The 18,736-nt window shown below is 45.3% G+C and carries 15 protein-coding genes; 6 read left to right on the top strand and 9 right to left on the bottom strand.

What is annotated here, in order from left to right; translation table 11 throughout:
* Positions 1-9: 9 nt before the first annotated feature.
* The 7 genes from betI to AB8613_RS18795 all read right to left on the bottom strand — a co-directional run bounded on the left by betI (position 10) and on the right by AB8613_RS18795 (position 7,560).
* A complete protein-coding gene (betI, locus tag AB8613_RS18825) occupies positions 10-612 on the bottom strand; it encodes a transcriptional regulator BetI (protein ID WP_108082496.1) in 603 nt (200 codons plus the stop codon).
* Between the two features lie 402 nt (positions 613-1,014).
* Positions 1,015-2,196 carry a M24 family metallopeptidase gene (locus tag AB8613_RS18820; RefSeq protein WP_372385563.1) on the bottom strand — a complete coding sequence of 394 codons (1,182 nt, stop codon included), beginning with the start codon at positions 2,194-2,196 and terminating at the stop codon, positions 1,015-1,017.
* A 37-nt stretch (positions 2,197-2,233) separates the two neighbouring features.
* Positions 2,234-3,577 carry a TRAP transporter large permease gene (locus tag AB8613_RS18815; protein ID WP_372385561.1) on the bottom strand — a complete coding sequence of 448 codons (1,344 nt, stop codon included), beginning with the start codon at positions 3,575-3,577 and terminating at the stop codon, positions 2,234-2,236.
* Positions 3,574-4,116, bottom strand: coding sequence for a TRAP transporter small permease (locus AB8613_RS18810; protein ID WP_332409120.1), 543 nt, complete (start codon positions 4,114-4,116; stop codon positions 3,574-3,576). Before AB8613_RS18810 ends, AB8613_RS18815 begins: the two co-directional genes overlap by 4 nt.
* Before the next feature lie 121 nt (positions 4,117-4,237).
* Positions 4,238-5,281 (bottom strand): TRAP transporter substrate-binding protein DctP, encoded by a 1,044-nt coding sequence (dctP, locus tag AB8613_RS18805; protein ID WP_239718648.1) that lies wholly within the window; start codon positions 5,279-5,281, stop codon positions 4,238-4,240.
* A 171-nt stretch (positions 5,282-5,452) separates the two neighbouring features.
* A complete protein-coding gene (locus AB8613_RS18800; RefSeq protein WP_372385559.1) occupies positions 5,453-6,664 on the bottom strand; it encodes a M20 aminoacylase family protein in 1,212 nt (403 codons plus the stop codon).
* Positions 6,665-6,765: 101 nt separating this feature from the next.
* The gene (locus AB8613_RS18795) at positions 6,766-7,560 is read right to left on the bottom strand and encodes an Asp/Glu racemase (RefSeq protein ID WP_372385558.1); all 795 of its coding nucleotides are present in this window, start codon (positions 7,558-7,560) and stop codon (positions 6,766-6,768) included.
* 295 nt (positions 7,561-7,855) lie between these two features.
* Here AB8613_RS18795 and AB8613_RS18790 point away from each other — a divergent pair, with 295 nt between their 5' ends.
* On the top strand, positions 7,856-8,347 hold the full coding sequence (locus AB8613_RS18790; protein WP_086714699.1) for an Lrp/AsnC family transcriptional regulator: 492 nt from the start codon (positions 7,856-7,858) through the stop codon (positions 8,345-8,347).
* A gap of 168 nt (positions 8,348-8,515) precedes the next feature.
* Here AB8613_RS18790 and AB8613_RS18785 read toward each other — a convergent pair whose 3' ends face one another.
* Both AB8613_RS18785 and AB8613_RS18780 read right to left on the bottom strand, forming a co-directional pair.
* Positions 8,516-9,715, bottom strand: a complete 1,200-nt coding sequence (locus AB8613_RS18785; RefSeq protein ID WP_372385556.1) for a diaminopropionate ammonia-lyase — start codon at positions 9,713-9,715, stop codon at positions 8,516-8,518.
* Between the two features lie 315 nt (positions 9,716-10,030).
* Entirely contained in the window at positions 10,031-11,125 is a 1,095-nt protein-coding gene (locus AB8613_RS18780) for an alpha/beta hydrolase (RefSeq protein ID WP_372385555.1), read from the bottom strand.
* A 279-nt stretch (positions 11,126-11,404) separates the two neighbouring features.
* Here AB8613_RS18780 and AB8613_RS18775 point away from each other — a divergent pair, with 279 nt between their 5' ends.
* From AB8613_RS18775 to AB8613_RS18755, 5 genes are all read left to right on the top strand, one after another.
* Positions 11,405-12,109 carry a response regulator gene (locus tag AB8613_RS18775; RefSeq protein WP_146491156.1) on the top strand — a complete coding sequence of 235 codons (705 nt, stop codon included), beginning with the start codon at positions 11,405-11,407 and terminating at the stop codon, positions 12,107-12,109.
* Positions 12,110-12,146: 37 nt separating this feature from the next.
* Positions 12,147-13,466, top strand: coding sequence for a cell wall metabolism sensor histidine kinase WalK (locus AB8613_RS18770; RefSeq protein WP_146491157.1), 1,320 nt, complete (start codon positions 12,147-12,149; stop codon positions 13,464-13,466).
* A 91-nt stretch (positions 13,467-13,557) separates the two neighbouring features.
* On the top strand, positions 13,558-13,833 hold the full coding sequence (locus AB8613_RS18765) for a hypothetical protein (RefSeq protein ID WP_146491158.1): 276 nt from the start codon (positions 13,558-13,560) through the stop codon (positions 13,831-13,833).
* 562 nt (positions 13,834-14,395) lie between these two features.
* A complete protein-coding gene (locus tag AB8613_RS18760; protein WP_372385554.1) occupies positions 14,396-16,780 on the top strand; it encodes a M4 family metallopeptidase in 2,385 nt (794 codons plus the stop codon).
* A gap of 143 nt (positions 16,781-16,923) precedes the next feature.
* The gene (locus AB8613_RS18755) at positions 16,924-18,480 is read left to right on the top strand and encodes a M28 family metallopeptidase (protein WP_372385553.1); all 1,557 of its coding nucleotides are present in this window, start codon (positions 16,924-16,926) and stop codon (positions 18,478-18,480) included.
* Positions 18,481-18,736 lie beyond the last annotated feature (256 nt).

Here is an 18,736-nt window from a genome sequence, read left to right as displayed (position 1 = left end):
CACTGCGATCTATTTGCTGTGACACGAGTAGAACGTAAGTTGTTTATCTAGATAATCATTGATGATGGCACGCGCCTTTTGAGCATCGATACCATCTGGGTTTAGTGTGCCTCTCAGCCACAAACCATCAATCAGAGACGCAATCCCGTGAGCAACGAGATCCGCTTGTTCATGATTAAAAATACCTTTCAACTCAAGACGTAAGTGTGAAATCAAACGTTTTTCATTCACACGCTGCAGTCTTTTCAGTTGCTCGTCATGCATTGAATATGACCAAAATGCCAACCACGCCTTCGCGACCTTATTTTCTGCTTGGTAACCTTCGAAGTTACCATCGATGATCGCGTTAATTCTCTGTTGGTGAGCATCAACAGGAAGTGCTTTTAGTGAAGTGGTGATGGTATTGGAAAGTTGGCGAAGGATTTCACGCATGGTCTCTTCGAGCAGCCCATGCTTTCCACCAAAATAGTGATTAATAATGCCAGTGGAGACTCCCGCTTCTTTGCTGATCAACGCAATACTCGCGGCATGCAAACCCACTCGATCAATCACCGTCATGGTGGCTTGAACAAGCTGTGGTTTACGTATATCAGGCATCCCAACCTTCGGCATTTCTTAGTCCTTTTATTTTATATTGAACGTTCAGTTAAATATAAAATGACAGAAATTTAGTTAGGGTTCAAATGATTATTTAAAACAAATTCGTAACAACACAGCATTCAAAACAACAAAAATCATTATAAAACAATAAATTAAATATCATTTAGAGCACTAACGAAAACAATTAAAGATTTGAGGTGTGATAGTTATTAGTCAAATGTTTTTACTCAACAAGGACAATATTTGAACAGAAAGAGAGATTCTTGAAAAAAAGAGGAATTCGGAAATTAGAGGTATTTAAGTGTAAAAGATGACGAGGTATAGCGAAGTGAAAAAGAAAACCGAGCGTCCAACAAAGTGCTTGAACGCCCTCCTTCACCAGGATTCAGCATTATGACTAGATTCTAAGCGCAATTAGCCGATAATCGGCATCGATTGCCAGGCTCTTTGATGCAGTATCTCGCAGCCAGATTCTGTGATAACAATGTTTTCCTCGTGCACCATCATGCGATTTTTCGCAAATGCCATGCCCGGCTCAAGCGTTAGCACCATACCGGGTTTTAAGATCACATCACCGTTAGGCACATGTGATGGCCACTCGGTTAGCTGCATGCCTAAGCCGTGCCCCATGCGACCCACATCGTTGCCGAGTGCACCGTTCTTTTCGAGCACCGACCACATGGCTTGCCACACGTCTCCGGTTGTTCGTCCCGGTTCAGCAATCGCTAACCCTGCTTCTGTCGACTGATACACCGCGTCATAAGCCGCTATTGTATCTGGCTGCGCATATCCAAACGCATAGTTCCGGTCAAAGTCACTGAAGTAGCCATCAAAGTTAGCACCCGTATCGATGATCAAAACATCTCCTTCAGAAAGCACACTATCGGTTGGTCCCATGATGATGTTGTCATAACCACCTTGGCCGGATGCCGAGATCAGATAAGGACATGCATCAGCGCCCAAGCGTAGCATTTCCAAATGCATGGCTTTACACGCCTGTCGCTCTGTCATACCTATTGCTAAATTTTGGCGAAGATACTCAAAACCCGCCGCCGTGACTTGGCACGCAAAGCGCACTTTATCGATTTCTGCTTGAGACTTAACACTGCGCAGATCGCGAATCATCAGCGATACATCCACCACACTATGTTGGCTTAGTTTCTGCTGTAACAATGCATAGTTAATGGCTGGCATACGCAGATGTGTTTCTGGGCCGACCATCGAACCGATTCGACGAGATCCTCTCGATACTTCAGACAACGTAGCCGCTAGCAAAGAGATACCGTCGTCTTCTGGCCTTGGTGATGGCCAACTGCGCACGTCGTCAATCCATGTATCATCAAAGCCAGCGACACCAATCTCTGGCACCACAGCGATAGGCTTGCCAACCGCAGGCACCACCAAAAACCAAGGTCGAGTTGGACTTTCCCAGAACTGCGATTTAAAGCCACTGAAATAGCGAAACTCAGGTTCGGTCGTAAAAAACGCAGCATCGATGTTTTGAGCACGTAGACGTTGTTGTAACTCGACAGTACGTCGCTCTAGTTCTGCTGATTCAAACCCTCTCTGCGGAGGTGTTAACGGCAATATACTCATATCTCTATCCTTGATTGAATTAGGGTAACTCGGCGAATTAATTGAATAAAACATCTCTTGGTAACAGAGCGATACTTGGGAAGAAAATCAGCAAAGCAGACATCAATATCAAGATGAGGAAAAACGGCAGTGTTCCGCGGATAACTTCCATATAAGGACGCTCGAAAATCGCAATCGCGGTGAAGATGTCACAACCGAATGGCGGCGTTGCCGATCCAATGGCCATTTGTAGCGTTACCATCACACCGACTAAGATTGGATCGATACCTGCAGCGTCAACAATCGGCATAAAGATCGGCGTCAAGATCAGTAGAACCACCAAAGAGTCCACAAACATGCAGCCGACAAAGAAAGTCAGTGCGATGACAAACAGAATGAATTCAGGTGAAGCATCTTCTAAATTAAGAGGAGCCAATAATTCCTGAGGAATTTGTTCAAACGAGATATACCAAGAGAACGCCTGACCGACCCCCACCAGCACAAACACAACCGCGGTAATCAAGCCGGTATTTAACGCTGCATCACAGATGTCTTTTACGCCAAGTTTGCGATAGAAAATGCACTCAACAATAATCGCATACAACACTGCAAATGAGGCTGCTTCGGTAGGTGTGACTACGCCAGAATAAATACCACCGATGATCAAAGCGGGGAAACCAAGAGGAAGAATCGCTTTCTTAATCGCTTCAATGCGTTCTGCAGTGTTGGCTTTTTCAACCAAAGAGATGGTGTCACTGTGTTTCACGCTATAGGCATAGCTGTATAGGGAGAACAAGGTCGCGAGCACTAAGCCAGGGCCAATACCAGCAATGAATAGCTCACCCACACTGGCATTAGCTAAGGTGCCGTAAAGAATCAGACCGATACTCGGTGGGATAAGAAACGCGATGTCACTGGCATTGATGATCAGCGCCATCACAAAACTGTCTTTGTACCCTGCTTGCAACAATTTCGGGCGCATGATTTGGCCAACCGACACCACGGTAGCTTGGGTCGAACCAGAAACAGATCCAAATAGAGTACAGCTAATGCAGGTGGTAATCGGCAGCCCGCCACGCAAGTGACCTACAAACGCTTGAATCAAACCCAGTAGGTTATACGCAGTGTGACCACGCGTCATAATATCCGCAGCCAAGATGAACATCGGCACCGCAATCAGTGCGTTAGGTGAGATACCTGTCACCATTTGCTGAATCAGCACTCCCGGTTCAACCTGAGAGAAATGAATCAAGCCAATCAAAGCCCCAACCGCTAACGGAACAATCATAGGGAAGCTCAAAAACAGCAGAATCACCATCACAGAGACAAGGGTAAATGTGATGACATAAATATCTAATTCGCCGGCAATAATGTCCGAGAAAAACTGTGCAACATCGCTCATTCGAACTCACCTACTTTTGTATTTCTATTTTCAATCACGTCAAATGACACGTAGATCTCTTTGTGCAGCAGGTTCATCAAGAAACTCATGCTGTATTGCAATCCGGCGATGAAAAAGCCGATAGGGATAATCGCGTATACCCAAAACACAGGGAATTGAAGAGCTGGGCTTAATCGATTGATGTCTTTCAACTCTTTGACGTAGAAGAACGCATGGTAGGTGAGATAGAACATCAACATGGCAGTGAGTAGCGCAATAATGGTTGTGAGAACTTTTTGAGCTTTTGTGCTTAGTGAATCGTAGACCGCAGTCATGCGTATATTTCGCCCTTGGCGCACTGCATAAGCGAAGCCAATAAAGGTCACAGACACAATCAGAAATTGATTGAGCTCTTCTGAAAAAAACAGGCTTTTGTTAAAAGCATACCGACCAATCGCATTGGCCGTAGAATTAATCATCATCGTGAGAATGGCGGTCATGATCAAAAAGCGCTCTAGCTTTTCCGTCACAACACTGATTTTATGTAGCAGTTCTTTCATAACAGGCAGTGCTCCATACTTCGTTCAGTGACAAGGGTCCATTGCCACAAATTGGAGAAGGTGGGAATAAGCTACCCGCCGCCAATGAACAGTGGATAGCATTCATCCTTACTAACGCTTTTTATTGCGTTGCTGAAGCAGCCTTCACTTCACCTAGGATTTCTTCGAGAATGTTTTTCGCACCCTCACGAGCTTCACTCTGCTGACCTGCTGGGTAGGCATTTGCCACTACGTCATAGTAGGTGGTGTGCAGTTTTTGGCTGAGTGTTTTAAAACGCTCACGCTCTTCATCCGTCAACACAACCACTTGCATGTTTGGACGCTCTTTCAGGATCTTGTCCATGTTCTCTTTGTTGATGCGAATCTGGTAGTCATAAGCAGCTTGGTCTGCGGCTTTGATCGCTTTGTCGACCATCGCTTGCTTCTCCTCTGACAAACCGTTGTACCATTTGCTGTTGGTCGAAACGGTGCTCACATAAGGTTGCTGACCTGGGAACATCAAGTAGTCTTGAACTTCATGCCACTTCGCGTTGTAGATGAAGTAGATAGGGTTAACCATGCTATCGATGGTCTTAAGTTGCAGTGAACCGTACACTTCACCCCAAGAAAGAGGAGTAGGTGTTGCACCAAACGCTTTGTAGGTTTCAACAGGAATGGTTGAAGTGAAAGTACGGATTTTCTGGTTAGCAAAGTCCTCAGGTGTACGGATAGGTTTGTTACCACCCCACACCATTTCGCCTTCCGACATCATCGACAACAGCTTTAGGTTTACGCTCTCAAACTTGGGTGCCAGCTTGTTGTAGATGGTTGGGCTTTCCGTTAAGACCTTATGCGTGATCGCTTCGTTAGTACCCAGAACATACGGTAAGCTCACCGCTTGTACCTCAGGAACATAAGACCCTAAGTGACCCGCGCCTACAGACACAAATTGAATGGTGCCTTTAGCAGCCAGTTCTACGATGTCGTTCTCTGTACCCAATTGTCCGTAGTAATAGATTCGAACACGGATGTCGCCATCAGATTCCTTCTTAATCACTTCCGCAAATTTTTGCGCATAGATGTCTTGAACGTCTGTTTTGTCCTCTTCTGAAGCAAACTTCCATGTTTCGGCATGAACGCCAAAAACCATGCTCAAACTTAGCAGTGCTACGCCTAATCGTTTCATCCTGTCTTTCCTTTTATTATCCTAATTTCACGCTGATGACTTTGGTCAATTCACGCGCTTCAGTATTGACTGTATCGACAATAAACTCCGTTTAAAGTCGGCCATCTTGCAGTGCCAAATACGTCACTGCTGAATCTTTTTCTCTACTTGTTACTTCTCATTGAGCCGTTTCTAAATTGATCTTGCTAAACGGTCGTTCACCAACTGAATCCAGTAGCTCGCACCGAGCTTTAAGATGCCGTCGTTAAAGTCGTATTTTGGGTTATGCAATGCGCAGCCACCGACCGATTCCGTGCCATTACCCAGCAGCACATAGCAGCCCGGCTTAACGCGCAACATGCTTGAGAAATCTTCCGAAATTGTCAGTGGATCGCAGGCGTCATTAACGTTCTCGACACCAAGCACCTTCTGCGCGGCGGCAACCGAATATTGGGTTTGTAGCTCACTGTTGATGGTTGGATAGAAGGTATTAATAAACTCAAATTCGTAGGTCGCACCTGCAGCCTGACAAATGCCCGCCACGATTCGCTCCATACTTTGCTTGATTCGGTCGAGAGAAGATTCAGTAAAACAACGGCAATCTCCCTTAATAATCACTTGAGTCGGGATGACGTTAACCGTGCCGTCTGTAATAAACTCGGTCGCAGAGACTACAGCCGTATCGTGGATCGCACTAAGATTGCGAGAGACGATGGTTTGCAGGCCAAGGATTACTTGCGAGCCAACGACTAGAGGATCGACCCCTTGATGCGGCAGAGCGGCATGCCCACCCACACCGTTGATCGTGATCTCAAAGCTGCTCTCACTGGCCATTAATGATCCAGGACGAACCATCAATTCACCTTCCGCTAAACCGGGAAAGTTATGCACGCCATACACTTCATCAATCGAGAATCGCTCAAACAAGCCATCATCAATCATCGCTTGCGCGCCACAGCCATGCTCTTCATCGGGTTGAAAAATGAAATACACCGTGCCATCGAAGGTTGGGTTCCCTGCCAATAGGTTTTCGGCTAAATAACTTGCTGCGCCAAGCAGCATTGCAGAGTGTCCATCGTGGCCACAAGCGTGCATCTTTCCATCGTGTTGTGAGCAATGTGCGAAGCTGTTTTGTTCATGAATATGCAGAGCATCCATATCAGCTCTTAGGCCAATACTCACTTCACTTGATCCCGAACGAAGTATCCCCACTAATCCTGTTTTACCGATGTTACGCACCACCTCTATACCAAAACTGTGTAGTTGATTGGCGATGAAATCAGAGGTGAGATTCACGTCAAAGCCGCATTCAGGAAAGCGATGTAAGTGTTGACGCCATTCCGTCATGCTTTGAATAAGTTGCGAAGACAATTGGTCTGGTTTTATCGAGAAAGTAGACGACATAGTAGTGATCCCAAAGTGTAATTCTTTGTATTAACGTTAAATGTAGAGTTAGCTTGGCTGCTGAATGTAAACGTGAAGCGAGCAGCCTTAATCAAAGGTCGTTACAACGACTGCGACCTTCGGCAATTATCTGAGGATGGCTTAAGATGGTGCTCTAGTAGTGCACCAAAGCCTTTAATGGGTATGGGGTAGTTCATCAACTGAAGTGAGTGCCAAGCCAGCACCTGATTGCTGCTCACAACAGGTTTATCTAATTGCGCTTCAATGAATTCGATGACTGATGCAGCACGTAATGCAGTACAAGAGATAAACAGTAAATCGGCATTCGGATCACAGACTTCAATCGCGGCTTGTTTAATGTCCTGTGGTGAAATGAACGTCATCGCGGTGTCATCTTCAAAGCCGAAGCCAGCAATGCTCAACACCTCAATGCCTTGCGAGTCAAAAAATGCGGCCACGTCTTGATTCACAGCTTCGGTATAAGGCGTTAATACCGAGATGCGCTTAGCTTTAAAGCTGTCGAAAGCCGCTAAGGCAGCGGCCACCGGATTCGTTACCGCAGCGTTTGGGCGAGACTGATGAATGAGTTGAGTAATTCGCTCGCTGCCAATCGCTATGGTGCCGGAGGTGCAAGCGTAAATCACCACATCCAACTCTGTGCCCGGTAAGATAGTATCGGCACAATCGGCAATTCCCGGCTCCATTCTGCGTAAATTATCAATGGTCAAAGGATTGTAATTTCGAACACGGCTAGTAAAAGATTGCACATCACTTGGATACAGTTGGGCGAGATCTCGCTCAATATTAAAGTCGGTTGCTAACGCGATCACACCGACGCGTCCTGCTGGTGCTAATGCTTCTAATTCAGACTGTAAAGTAGCGATTCCAGATCTCATACTTACCGATTCCTTGAACTCATTAAGTGTTAATAAAATGTGTACTCACAACTAACATCTTTGCCAATTGACTCTTTACATTTTGTTTACAAGGTTAATAATGCCCCGATAAGTTTAAGGATTATCATCAAATAACGTCTTTATTGTGCAGAAATTCCGCATTTTTATTACGTTATAGTGATTTTTTGTTCTCATAGGTGGCTCACTCGTTGCTAAGGAGAAATACCTTAATCTTGATCACACAATGACCTAAAAGTAACAATTCACTTACAAGCAAATATTGGGAAGCGTTGGTATGGCACAGCAACCGGAAATGACGGTCGACAGTTTTGACAGAAAGATCCTCAACATCGTACAAGACTCAAATCGAGCAACTTCGGACAACATCGCAGAAAAAGTGGGGCTCTCTCCCGCGGCCGTTCAACGGCGTTTAAAACGCATGCGAACTCAAGGGGTCATTCAAGCGGATGTCTCGGTCATCAATCCAAAAGCGGTAGGGCATGCGATGACTTTTATCGTCCAAGTGACCTTGGAGCGTGAACGCGTTGATTTGATGCATAACTTCAAAAAAGAGATGAGTGCCAATCGTTCTGTACAGCAGTGCTACTACGTGACGGGCAGTTCTGACTTTATCTTGATCGTCACTGCAGCAGATATGGAGGGGTATGACAATTTTACTCGTGAGGCTTTCTTCGATAATGCCAACATCAAAAGCTTTCAAACCAATGTGGTGATGGATAACGTCAAAGTCGGCCTGACAATTCCGATTGATGAGCAACGTGATTGATGACCAGACCGATTAGAAAGCAAGGCGTGCCATGAGATGAAGTCAAAAAGAGAGGAAAAAAGACGGTATGAAGAAACCTTACATACCGCCAACTTTGGGGCTTACATTATTATGAGTTGTTCGCGATTAGCTCTTAACCACTAACAGCTAACTATGTACTTCTAGCTATTAGATTTTGTTGTCGATGATTTGTTGGTAGAGATCCGCGTCAGTTGCTCCTTCAGTACCAATAACCAACACTCGACTGTTTTCAGTTAAATTCAATTTTTCAGCGAATTTCGGTTCTTTTTTAGCGATGATCGCAGCAGCAAAACCAGGAACCGCAGACTCACCACCTTCAATCGCCACTTCCGTATATTCCCCACTCGCCAACATACACATCGCTTGCGGAATGGCCTCTTCGCTCAGCGTCATAAAGTCATCCGCGCCATTTTGTAGAATTGTCCACGCCAAGCTTGAAACCTCACCGCATGCGAGCCCTGCCATCAGTGTCTCTAGATCGCCTGTAACTACCACGGGCTTGCCCGCTTGAGCACTCTTCTGTAAGCAGTTAGCCTGCTCAGGTTCGACAATTACAAAGCGTGGGCGATCGGAGCCCCACAGATCCCAGAAGTAGCCGCAAACTGCTGAAGCTAGACCACCCACTCCCCCTTGAACAAAGACATGGGTTGGGATTTCACCATCAAGTTGCTCGACAATTTCAGCCAACATAACAGTGTAGCCAAGTGCCACATCTTTCGGAATTTCCATGTAACCTTCATAAGAGGTATCCGATACAATCACGCGATTTTGCGCTTTAGCTTCTGAGTCGGCCAAACGAACAGATTCATCGTAGTTACCGGTAATGCGTACCACTTCTGCGCCGAACGCTTCCATCGCTTGCTTGCGGCCTTCCGATACGTCACGGTGAATGTAGATAACACAACCACAACCAAACATTTGTGCACCCCATGCGACGGAGCGACCATGGTTTCCGTCTGTCGCACAGCTGACAACGATTTCAGCGACTTCTGATTTCCATTCCCCGTTGAGCAGCTCACTGATGGTTGGATTCTTCCCATAACGGTTGGCGATCTCAATCTGAAGCTGACGGGCAACAGCATACGCGCCGCCCAGTGCTTTAAAACTCTTTAGGCCAAAACGCTGCGATTCATCTTTATACCAAAACTTGTTTACGCCGATCTCAGCAGAAATACGATTCAATTCATGCAAGGGAGTGACGGAATAACCCGGCCATTGTGAAATGTCCTTAATTGCCTGCTCAGAACTCGCAACACTCAGAATCTCAAGTTGCTCACTTGAGTACTCCAATTCAGGGTGTGCTTGAGGGTTAGCATAGTGTGTCAGAGTGCCTGCCAGTAACTGCATAAATGATCGTCCTTATTAGTCATTCACATTGCTCCTTACATCACCAAGCATAATCGTCTTCGGCTTGTAAGGCTTGCGGATATTAAAGTTTATCGGCATCAAAGTGCTGTGATTGTGCTTTCTAAAAACCAAATCTGCAGAAATTAGTTGTTACTTAGCGAATAAATGCGGTTTTTACTCACATTCATGATCTCACGTTGAATTCATGAGCATTACAAGCGGTACCGCCTTCAATTCCAAAACAAAAAAGGCTGGTGATGACAAAGCACAACCAACCTTTCAACATACACACCTAATTTTTAATGCGAGTCAAAGCTACTCAATACGAGTGATGAAACCGTATCTATCTGAATCGGCCTTAGTCACCCAGTGTTCACCAGAGGCAGGAGCTGAATCTAAAGTGAAGATATAAAAATCGATTCCTTTGTCTCCCATCACCTTTTTAAAGTAGGTCGCTTGCTTACGATGGCTTTCATTGGTGTATGGGAATTCTTTGGCTGTTTTATCACCCTCAGCCCAACTGTGCACACCAATCTGCTTATTAAGCTCAATAGCTTTGGTGGTATCAGCGCGTTGCAAAACTCGTGGATTACCCGCTGCGAACAGATCCGTGCCGCCAGAGAACACCGAGCCTGTTGGGGTAACCACCGTCGTCATATGGTTGTTGTTGATCACCCGCCCGGTGTACATATTGATATCGTCGTCAGCGCTGCCACCGATATGGTTAGTGAACTTCAATGTCATCTCACTGCCTTGATACAATTTCACGATATCAAAAAGCTGAGAATAGGTTGATGCCCCCAGAGTAGACCGAATTCGATCAACAGCACCTGTCTCGTTGAGCACATCGCGGTAAAAAGCGTTGAAAGCAAACGATGTGGTAATGGTTACCTTGTTGCCAGTTTTGGTGTTACTCAAAACCGTAGACCCGAGACTAGTCACGTATTGCGACAGCTCGTTTTGGTATTCAAGCTCAACTGCAAGCTTTCTATTGCCCGTTGTCGTTTGGATTAACGTTGTATCATTACTAATTGAACGTAGAGCCGTACCACAATCAAATGAATCAAAAAAATTACCCTCGCTGTAAATTGCACAGTCATCGACTCCTGCATCTGGAAAGTACAGGTCAACGCTTTGGCCTAAGCTATCTACAAGCCTAACTACTTTTTGCTTATCACTAATATCTTCAGCAAACTGAATTTTTTCATACTGAACACCATCATAAGTAAGCTTCATTGCTTCTTGGAGCTCTTGTCGCTCTTGATACAACTCACCAAGCTTAGCCGATGAAAATACGTAATCAGCTTTAGGCTTCGTTTGCGCCTTGGTGTCAGCCTTGCTTGAGCTTGAATTACAGCCAGCTAAAAAAATCAAAGGTAACGCCAGTAATGCCTTTCGATAGTCGTTCATAAAATCATTCCCATAATGTTTTGATGGAAGTGATTCTATTATTTAAACCCGCAAGCATCTGTCCTGTGAATGTATGAGAGTGTAATTCTTTTTGAACGTTGTTTTTTATTTTCCCCAAAAGTCAAAATCATCATTGAACTGACGTGGAAAGTGTTTAATCATTCACGTTAGGTATTTTTCGTGAAGCGTTTAAATTTAATATGCGATATCGACTTGCATAAGATGAGAATCGCTCACGTCATCTCGATAAGTGAAATGCATGATAAGGCTGGGAGTGGAATGACAAAACCTAAAATGATCATCGTGGAAGACGATTTAAAACTTCAGAAAATGTTGCAGGATTACTTTGTCACGCAAGATTTTGATGTCTCCACGTTAGATGATGGCGGTGATGCCGCACATACTATCCTATCTGAGCAACCTGATATCGTACTCTTAGATCTAATGCTTCCTGTAAGTGACGGACTTACAATCTGCCGACAGACGCGTACACACTACAAAGGTAAAATCCTGATGCTCACCGCTAGTGATGACGACTTCGATCATGTCGCTGGTCTAGAGACAGGGGCTGATGACTATGTCACCAAGCCAATCAAACCAAGAGTTCTGCTGGCAAGAGTTCGTTCACTATTACGTCGCCAAGATACCAATACTGCTTCAGCCGACGGTTCAGACAACCTACAGTTTGATAAACTGGTCCTGAAAAACACCTATAAGAAATGCGAACTTTCGGGTGAGGTTTTGTCACTCACAGACAGTGAGTTTGACCTACTTTGGTTATTGGCAAGCAACCCCGATACTCCACTATCACGTGACTACTTGACGAAAACGCTGCGTGGTATTGAGTACGACGGAATCGACCGAACAATTGATAACAAGGTGGTACGTCTAAGAAAAATATTGGGCGACGACCATGCGCCAGCAGAGAAAATTCAGACGATTCGCGGAAAAGGCTACTTATTTGTTTCCACCGCCTGGCATTAAACCTCGCTCAATACGAGCGTAATGAAAGAGAGCGATTATGCGACGTATCTATTTGGAGTCCCTACTAGGGCTATTGATTTGTTTTATTAGCGGTATTGTCGCCTACGAAATTTGTGTTTATCAACTCAATACCGACTACGAATATGTACTGCAAGATTATGAAGCAACAGCCCACCAACAACTGATAGAAAACATCGCCAAGAATCAAGGCCTTGAAGCGGCTCATCAAGCGATAAACCAGTTTGTAGAGACCACTCGAAATAAACTGGTTACGTTCAGCCCTGAAGATGAAATTCCAGGCCCCGTTTCTAAGTTTTTCAGTACCAACCCAAGTACCTTTATCTTTCATGATGAAGAGCGGGATCTTTGGTTTCGCTTAGCAAACAGTGATAACACCTATCACTACCTGCCCAACAGTGAAGCATTCGTTAGGCAAAAAATCGAGTTAGAAGATGACCTCATTTGGTTGTTCTTTTTAGCGAGCTTTATCTTATATGGTTTATGCCATGTACTGATCATCTTCCGCCGAGTAAAAAAACTGGAATCAGCCACTCTGAGTTTTGCAGAAGGGGATCTCTCCTCGCGAGCTGAGACTTCAAGTGGCATTGCGATCGGTTCACTGAACAAATCCTTCAACCTAATGGCCGACCGAATTCATCGCTTAATTGAAAGCAATCGCTCACTCACTAATGCTGTCGCTCATGAACTGCGCACGCCAATATTTCGTATTCAGTGGCAAGCTGAAATGTTGAAAGACACCCTGCTAAACGAAGAGCAAGAAAGTACGATTGAGAGTATTGTCGAAGACACTGAAGAGATGGAAAAGATGGTTGATGAGCTATTGTATTACGCCAAACTTGACAGCTGTGACCTAGAAAACTTGCAACAACCATTAGAGATAAGAGACCTTCTCGACCACGCAATGGCGCGCTGGAACAAAGATACAGAGCTCGACATAAACCTATCACTGCCAGAGCAACCTTATGAAATTCTTGCGGATGAAATACTGCTGAACCGCGCCCTAGATAACCTCGTCCGTAACGCCATGAAATTCGCACGCTCTCAAGTGTTGATTGAAGCCAGCGCGCATCAAGAACAACTACAGATTGCAGTACATGATGATGGTGATGGTGTGGCTCAAGAACATCAAGCGCGCCTATTTGAACCCTTTTACGTTGGCGACAAAGCGCGCAATAAAGCTAAGAGCGGCCATGGTTTAGGGCTCTCTATCGTCGATAAGATCTGCGCTCAACACGGCGCTACCGTGGAAGTAGGTCAAAGCCAAACCTTAAATGGTGCAGTATTCACTATAACCATTCAGCTATGTAATGATTCAGATGACAAACCCATACAGTAACGACAAAACACCTCTGGAATAATGTTCAACATCGGCCGGGAGATGCTGTCTCCCTATGAACCTAAACTCCAACCATTCTTAAGGTGTGTTTATGAAAAAGTTATTAGTTATTTTGGGTATTGTCTCTCTTGCAGGTTGTTCAGGTATTAGCCACAACGATGAAGTTTACACAGCGCACGCTGAGAGCTTCAACATTGTCGGTTTCCAAGTTCCAGGTAATACTCAAGACCGCGCAATGGAATTAGTACCCGAAGGTGCAACCGTTGAGACTATTCACTCAACAAACTCTGATACGAGCTCTGTTCTGGGTATCATCAACCGTATTATCGGTATCGACTACGTTCAAGTTGGCGGTAAGAAGCAGTAATTCGCTTTAGTTACAAACCATAGTTAAGTGTCTTCGTTACGTACCTTATCAATAGCCTGTACAAACTAAGTTAATCTAAGCCAGTGACCCGTCGCTGGCTTTTTTCATCCAGCAGATTTTGTGCTCTGTGCCAAAGAAGTGCCCAATTCCCCTTCACTCTTGTAACTAACAATTCGAAAAATAAGCCTAAAAATCTTCAAACTCTTATCAAAACTGCCCTTAAATTCGCTTAATAACCTTCAGGTTAAAATGATACTTTCAAATCGTTGATCCTTCTATCAGCTCGGAACACCTTAACTGAGGCACAGATCAATTTACTCGAAAATCTTAATTTCCATAAAAAAATAACACTTAATAAAAGTGTCATGATTTTATAAATAAAACCTATGAGTGCGTTCAAAAATAAACAGAAACGATAACTATCTGTAAATACGAGAAATATAAGTTTCATGAATAAAAGAGATCATTGCCATGCTACTAATTAATCGGATCGAATGATGTAAATTCGTTGTGATAATTTTGTTATTTTTTCATGGATTTTACATGGAAAGAGAAAATAACAATGAAAATGAAAAAGCGTTTAGTTGCCGTTGCTATAGCGAGTGCTATGTCTTTATCAGTGCATGCAAGTGAATCCGTTAACATCGATCAACCGATCAACTTTACTAGCTTTTCTGGGTTGAACACTCAGTTAGGTGTCAGTAACGCCTCTAGCTTTAAGATGGTGAAGGAAGTTAACCTCAAAAAGCGTGGTATCTACAAAGTTAAGATCCAGCAGAACATCTGGGGAACACCCGTTTGGGGGCATTACCTAAACGCCACTCAAAGTGTACAAGGTGGCGCACTTAAATCCGTTCAAGGCAGTTACCTCAAAACAACAACCCTTGAGCGTTCTTTTGTTAAGCCATCCATCAACAGCGCTCAAGCGATTGAACTGGCGAGTAAAGATCTTAAGACTCAAGGCTTAACCAGCAAATCTCTAGACAACGTACAACATGAGCTGTTTATTTATCAGGGCACCTCTAACCAAGGAGCCGATAAACAAGGCATTGGCAAACAAGGTGCAGATAAAACACGCCTAGTCTACGTTATCTCTTATCTCGTTGAAGGCAGTGAACAGCCGACCCGACCGTTCACCATGCTAGACGCGCACACAGGCGAAGTCATCGACCGCTGGGAAGGTATTGCCCACGCTCAGATCGGTACAGGCCCTGGCGGTAACGAAAAAACAGGCATGTACGAATACGGCACCGACTACCACTACCTTGATGTTCAAGAAGTGGGCACAGAGTGTGTGATGGAATCGGAAAACGTGGTCACGGTTGACCTGAATGGTGCAACAGACGGCGACACCACTTACAGCTATGAATGTCCTCGCAACGAACACAAAGCCGTGAATGGCGCATTCTCACCACTCAACGATGCCCACTACTTCGGTAACATCGTGTTCGACATGTATAAAAATTGGTTCGACACAGCACCACTCTCCTTCAAACTCATGATGCGTGTCCACTACGATAACAACTACGAGAATGCATTTTGGGACGGCAGAGCCATGACCTTTGGTGATGGTGAAAGCTTCTTCTACCCACTTGTAAGCCTGGATGTATCAGCGCACGAAGTAAGCCACGGTTTCACAGAGCAAAACTCAGGTTTGATCTACGCAAACCAATCGGGCGGCATGAACGAGGCTTTCTCTGACATGGCTGGTGAAGCGGCTGAATACTACATGAAGGGCACCAACGACTGGATGGTAGGACGCAATATCTTCAAAGGCGAAGGCGCTCTACGTTACATGGACGATCCATCACGCGATGGCTCTTCAATCAACAACGCATCTGAATACTACGATGGCTTGAACGTGCACTACAGCTCGGGTGTATTCAACAAAGCGTTCTACCACCTAGCAACCACGCAAGGTTGGGACACCAAGAAAGCGTTCGAACTGTTCGTGCTAGCCAACCAAATCTACTGGTCTGAAAACAGTGATTTCTGGCAGGGCGCTTGTGGCGTGAAGAACTCAGCAACCGACCTTGGTTACAGTGCCGATGACGTTGTTTCTGCGTTCAACTTAGTGGGCGTATCACCTTGTGGCGAGCCACCACTTCCGCCAGAACCGGAATACCAACGTCTTGAAAATGGTGTTGAAGCTGCAGTTGCTGGTGAAACAGGCTCAAAAACTTACTTCGATATCGAAGTACCAGAAGGCCAAGACAAGCTGACGATTGATCTTGCTGTTTCTACGGGTGACCCAGATATGTATGTCGGCCTAGATTACGCACCAAGCCCTCAAGACAACATCTGTAAGAGTGAAAGCGTGACTGACGAAGTGTGTGTGATTGAGAACCCAACCTCAGGTCGCTACACAGTGAACATTCTAGGCTACTCAGATTACGCAGGTGCAAACCTAAAAGCATCGTACGAATCAGGCAACGCTAACGTACCGCCAATTTCTTCTTTCGAGCATACGGTTGTAGGCAAAGAAGTAGAGCTGCGCAGCACAAGTTCGGATAGCGATGGCCAAATCGTTTCTTACCAATGGAACCTAGGCGATGGCAATACGCAAACAGGTGAAGTGACTAGTTATACCTATGCTGAAGCTGGCGACTACGTGGTTACCCTAACCGTGACTGACGATGCAGGTGTTGCGACATCAACAAGCAAGTCGATCACGATTGAAGGTGATTCAGCGGAAGGCTTCCCACTAAAACTGAAGTTTGGTAACAAAAACCCGAACGGCAAGGCACGCGTTAAGCTGGCATGGGATTACGACACCAACGACTACTTCGTGATTAAGCGTAACGGCAAGAATGTTGGTGCGACAGACTTCAACTCATACGTCGACAAGTTCCGTCACAACGGCACAGTAGATGTGGAGTACCAAGTATGTACCTCAAGCGATATCTGTTCAGAAACCAAGCACTACCGTTTCATTAAAGCACAGTAATCAATAGCAAATTCAGGGCTCCGAAAGGGGCCCTTTTCTCTATTGTATGTTTAGCGCATGAAACATCTACACAAAAACATCCACGCATTACACAAAAATCACACCCATTAACATAACAATACTCACCATAAAAAGGACGACAAATGGCTATTCAAAAAAGCATGCTAGCTTTGGCTGTACTAGGAGGTTCTTTAGCCTTAATCCATAGTACTTCGGCTTACGCATCCCTGGGCATCACACCACCAGCGAACGAAGAGGTTTGGATCACCACCGATGCTGACGCACAGCATATAATGACTCAGCATGGCGCAACGGTTTACCCAAGCGTGACGGGAAACAAGCATTCCATCGTCGCGAAAATCAACCAGAAAGAGCTCGCGAAACTATCCAGCCACATGCACGAAGAGACTCACCGTTGTGGTGGCTACATGGTGCACGAAGACAAAGCTAGCGCACTCAAAGCTGCAGCGATGCCACTGACAATGAGCAGCTTCGAAAAGCCGGTGATCAGCCATCAAGACACAGTGAACGACCTACTCGCACAGGTCGAACCGAACAACATGGTCACAACCATTGAGAATCTAACCAACTTCACCAACCGTTTTTATACTACTTCTACTGGTGTCGCTGCTTCAGATTGGCTTTTAGAGCGTTGGGAAACCGAGATTAAAGATGTGCCGTATGCGTCTGCACGCCAAATCACGCATGCCGAATATCCGCAGAAATCCGTTGAAGTGACACTGCTTGGCGCTAAATATCCTGAAGAGATCGTCGTTGTTGGCGGACACCTTGATTCGACCGTTGGATCTTGGACAAGCGAAGGCACCATCTCACCGGGAGCCGATGATGATGCGTCTGGCATTGCAACGGTAACAGAGTCGCTTCGCCTGATGATCGCCAGCGGTATTCAGCCAGACAAAACTATCAAATTCTACGGCTATGCTGCGGAAGAAGTGGGGCTGCGCGGTTCACAAGATGTCGCCAATGCATTAAGGGATAAGCAAGCTAACGTTGTGTCAGTACTGCAATTAGACATGACCAACTACAACGGTTCAGCGCACGATATCACCTTCATCACAGACTATACCGACAGTAACTTAACCGCCTACTTGAGCGAGCTGATCGACACTTACGCTAGTGAGATCAGTTACGGTTTCGATGATTGTGGCTATGCCTGTTCTGACCACGCCTCTTGGCACAATGTTGGCTACCCAGCTGCCATGCCATTCGAGAGCATGTTTAACGACTACAATCCAAGTATTCATACAGAGCACGACACGCTTGAGAACTCCGATCCAACCGCGACACATGCGACCAAGTTCGCCAAACTGGCCATTGCTTACCTTGTCGAAACCAGCCTTGATTCGCCCGTTGCAGGGCCAACAGAGCTTCAATATGACGTCCCTGTAGAAGGGCTATCCGCTGGTTACGGTGAAGAGCAATTCTTTACCGTAACAACAGAGTACTCTGGTCAGTTAACCGTAACCATGACAGGCCCTCGTAGTGGCGATGCCGACCTTTACGTGAAACATAATGGTACCGTATCGAAAGCAAGCTACGATTGCCGCCCATACCAGAACAGCAGCAACGAACAATGTGTATTGAACAAACCTGCGGGTGAATTCAGTATCATGGTGCGCGGCTACCGTAACTTTAACGATGTCACCATCGTCGCTAACTTTGTGCCGGATTGGCTGTAACTAATCACTAGGTTTACTCGGCCAACCAATTGGCTAACCACTTAGGCAAAAAACATAACGCAGCTGACTGGCTGCGTTTTTTGTCAGTGGCAACATAGATGTAGATGAAAATAGTTACTTCACCAAAAACTAATTAAGCATCCCAGAATATAAATAAAAAGTTATATTTTAATTAAGTAATTTGACTACCTTACCCCAATACACCCACCTTATATTCAATTCTATAAATAACCAACACGAATAATAAAGCGTTCAC

The sequence above is a fragment of the Vibrio sp. BS-M-Sm-2 genome (assembly GCF_041504345.1).
GTDB classification, from domain to species: domain Bacteria; phylum Pseudomonadota; class Gammaproteobacteria; order Enterobacterales; family Vibrionaceae; genus Vibrio; species Vibrio satsumensis.
The sequence above is the reverse complement of the archived record's forward strand: the minus strand, read 5'-3'. Positions and strand labels throughout refer to the sequence as shown.

What these genes read in the sequence shown, in the direction of transcription:
- AB8613_RS18795 (WP_372385558.1), bottom strand. Translation starts at nt 7,560, where the DNA reads ATGAGATCTGGAATCGCTACTTTACAGTCTGAATTAGAAGCATTAGCA.
- dctP (WP_239718648.1), bottom strand. Translation starts at nt 5,281, where the DNA reads ATGAAACGATTAGGCGTAGCACTGCTAAGTTTGAGCATGGTTTTTGGC.
- AB8613_RS18775 (WP_146491156.1), top strand. Translation starts at nt 11,405, where the DNA reads ATGACAAAACCTAAAATGATCATCGTGGAAGACGATTTAAAACTTCAG.
- AB8613_RS18760 (WP_372385554.1), top strand. Translation starts at nt 14,396, where the DNA reads ATGAAAATGAAAAAGCGTTTAGTTGCCGTTGCTATAGCGAGTGCTATG.
- AB8613_RS18780 (WP_372385555.1), bottom strand. Translation starts at nt 11,125, where the DNA reads ATGAACGACTATCGAAAGGCATTACTGGCGTTACCTTTGATTTTTTTA.
- betI (WP_108082496.1), bottom strand. Translation starts at nt 612, where the DNA reads ATGCCGAAGGTTGGGATGCCTGATATACGTAAACCACAGCTTGTTCAA.
- AB8613_RS18785 (WP_372385556.1), bottom strand. Translation starts at nt 9,715, where the DNA reads ATGCAGTTACTGGCAGGCACTCTGACACACTATGCTAACCCTCAAGCA.
- AB8613_RS18815 (WP_372385561.1), bottom strand. Translation starts at nt 3,577, where the DNA reads ATGAGCGATGTTGCACAGTTTTTCTCGGACATTATTGCCGGCGAATTA.
- AB8613_RS18755 (WP_372385553.1), top strand. Translation starts at nt 16,924, where the DNA reads ATGGCTATTCAAAAAAGCATGCTAGCTTTGGCTGTACTAGGAGGTTCT.
- AB8613_RS18790 (WP_086714699.1), top strand. Translation starts at nt 7,856, where the DNA reads ATGGCACAGCAACCGGAAATGACGGTCGACAGTTTTGACAGAAAGATC.
- AB8613_RS18765 (WP_146491158.1), top strand. Translation starts at nt 13,558, where the DNA reads ATGAAAAAGTTATTAGTTATTTTGGGTATTGTCTCTCTTGCAGGTTGT.
- AB8613_RS18800 (WP_372385559.1), bottom strand. Translation starts at nt 6,664, where the DNA reads ATGTCGTCTACTTTCTCGATAAAACCAGACCAATTGTCTTCGCAACTT.
- AB8613_RS18820 (WP_372385563.1), bottom strand. Translation starts at nt 2,196, where the DNA reads ATGAGTATATTGCCGTTAACACCTCCGCAGAGAGGGTTTGAATCAGCA.
- AB8613_RS18810 (WP_332409120.1), bottom strand. Translation starts at nt 4,116, where the DNA reads ATGAAAGAACTGCTACATAAAATCAGTGTTGTGACGGAAAAGCTAGAG.
- AB8613_RS18770 (WP_146491157.1), top strand. Translation starts at nt 12,147, where the DNA reads ATGCGACGTATCTATTTGGAGTCCCTACTAGGGCTATTGATTTGTTTT.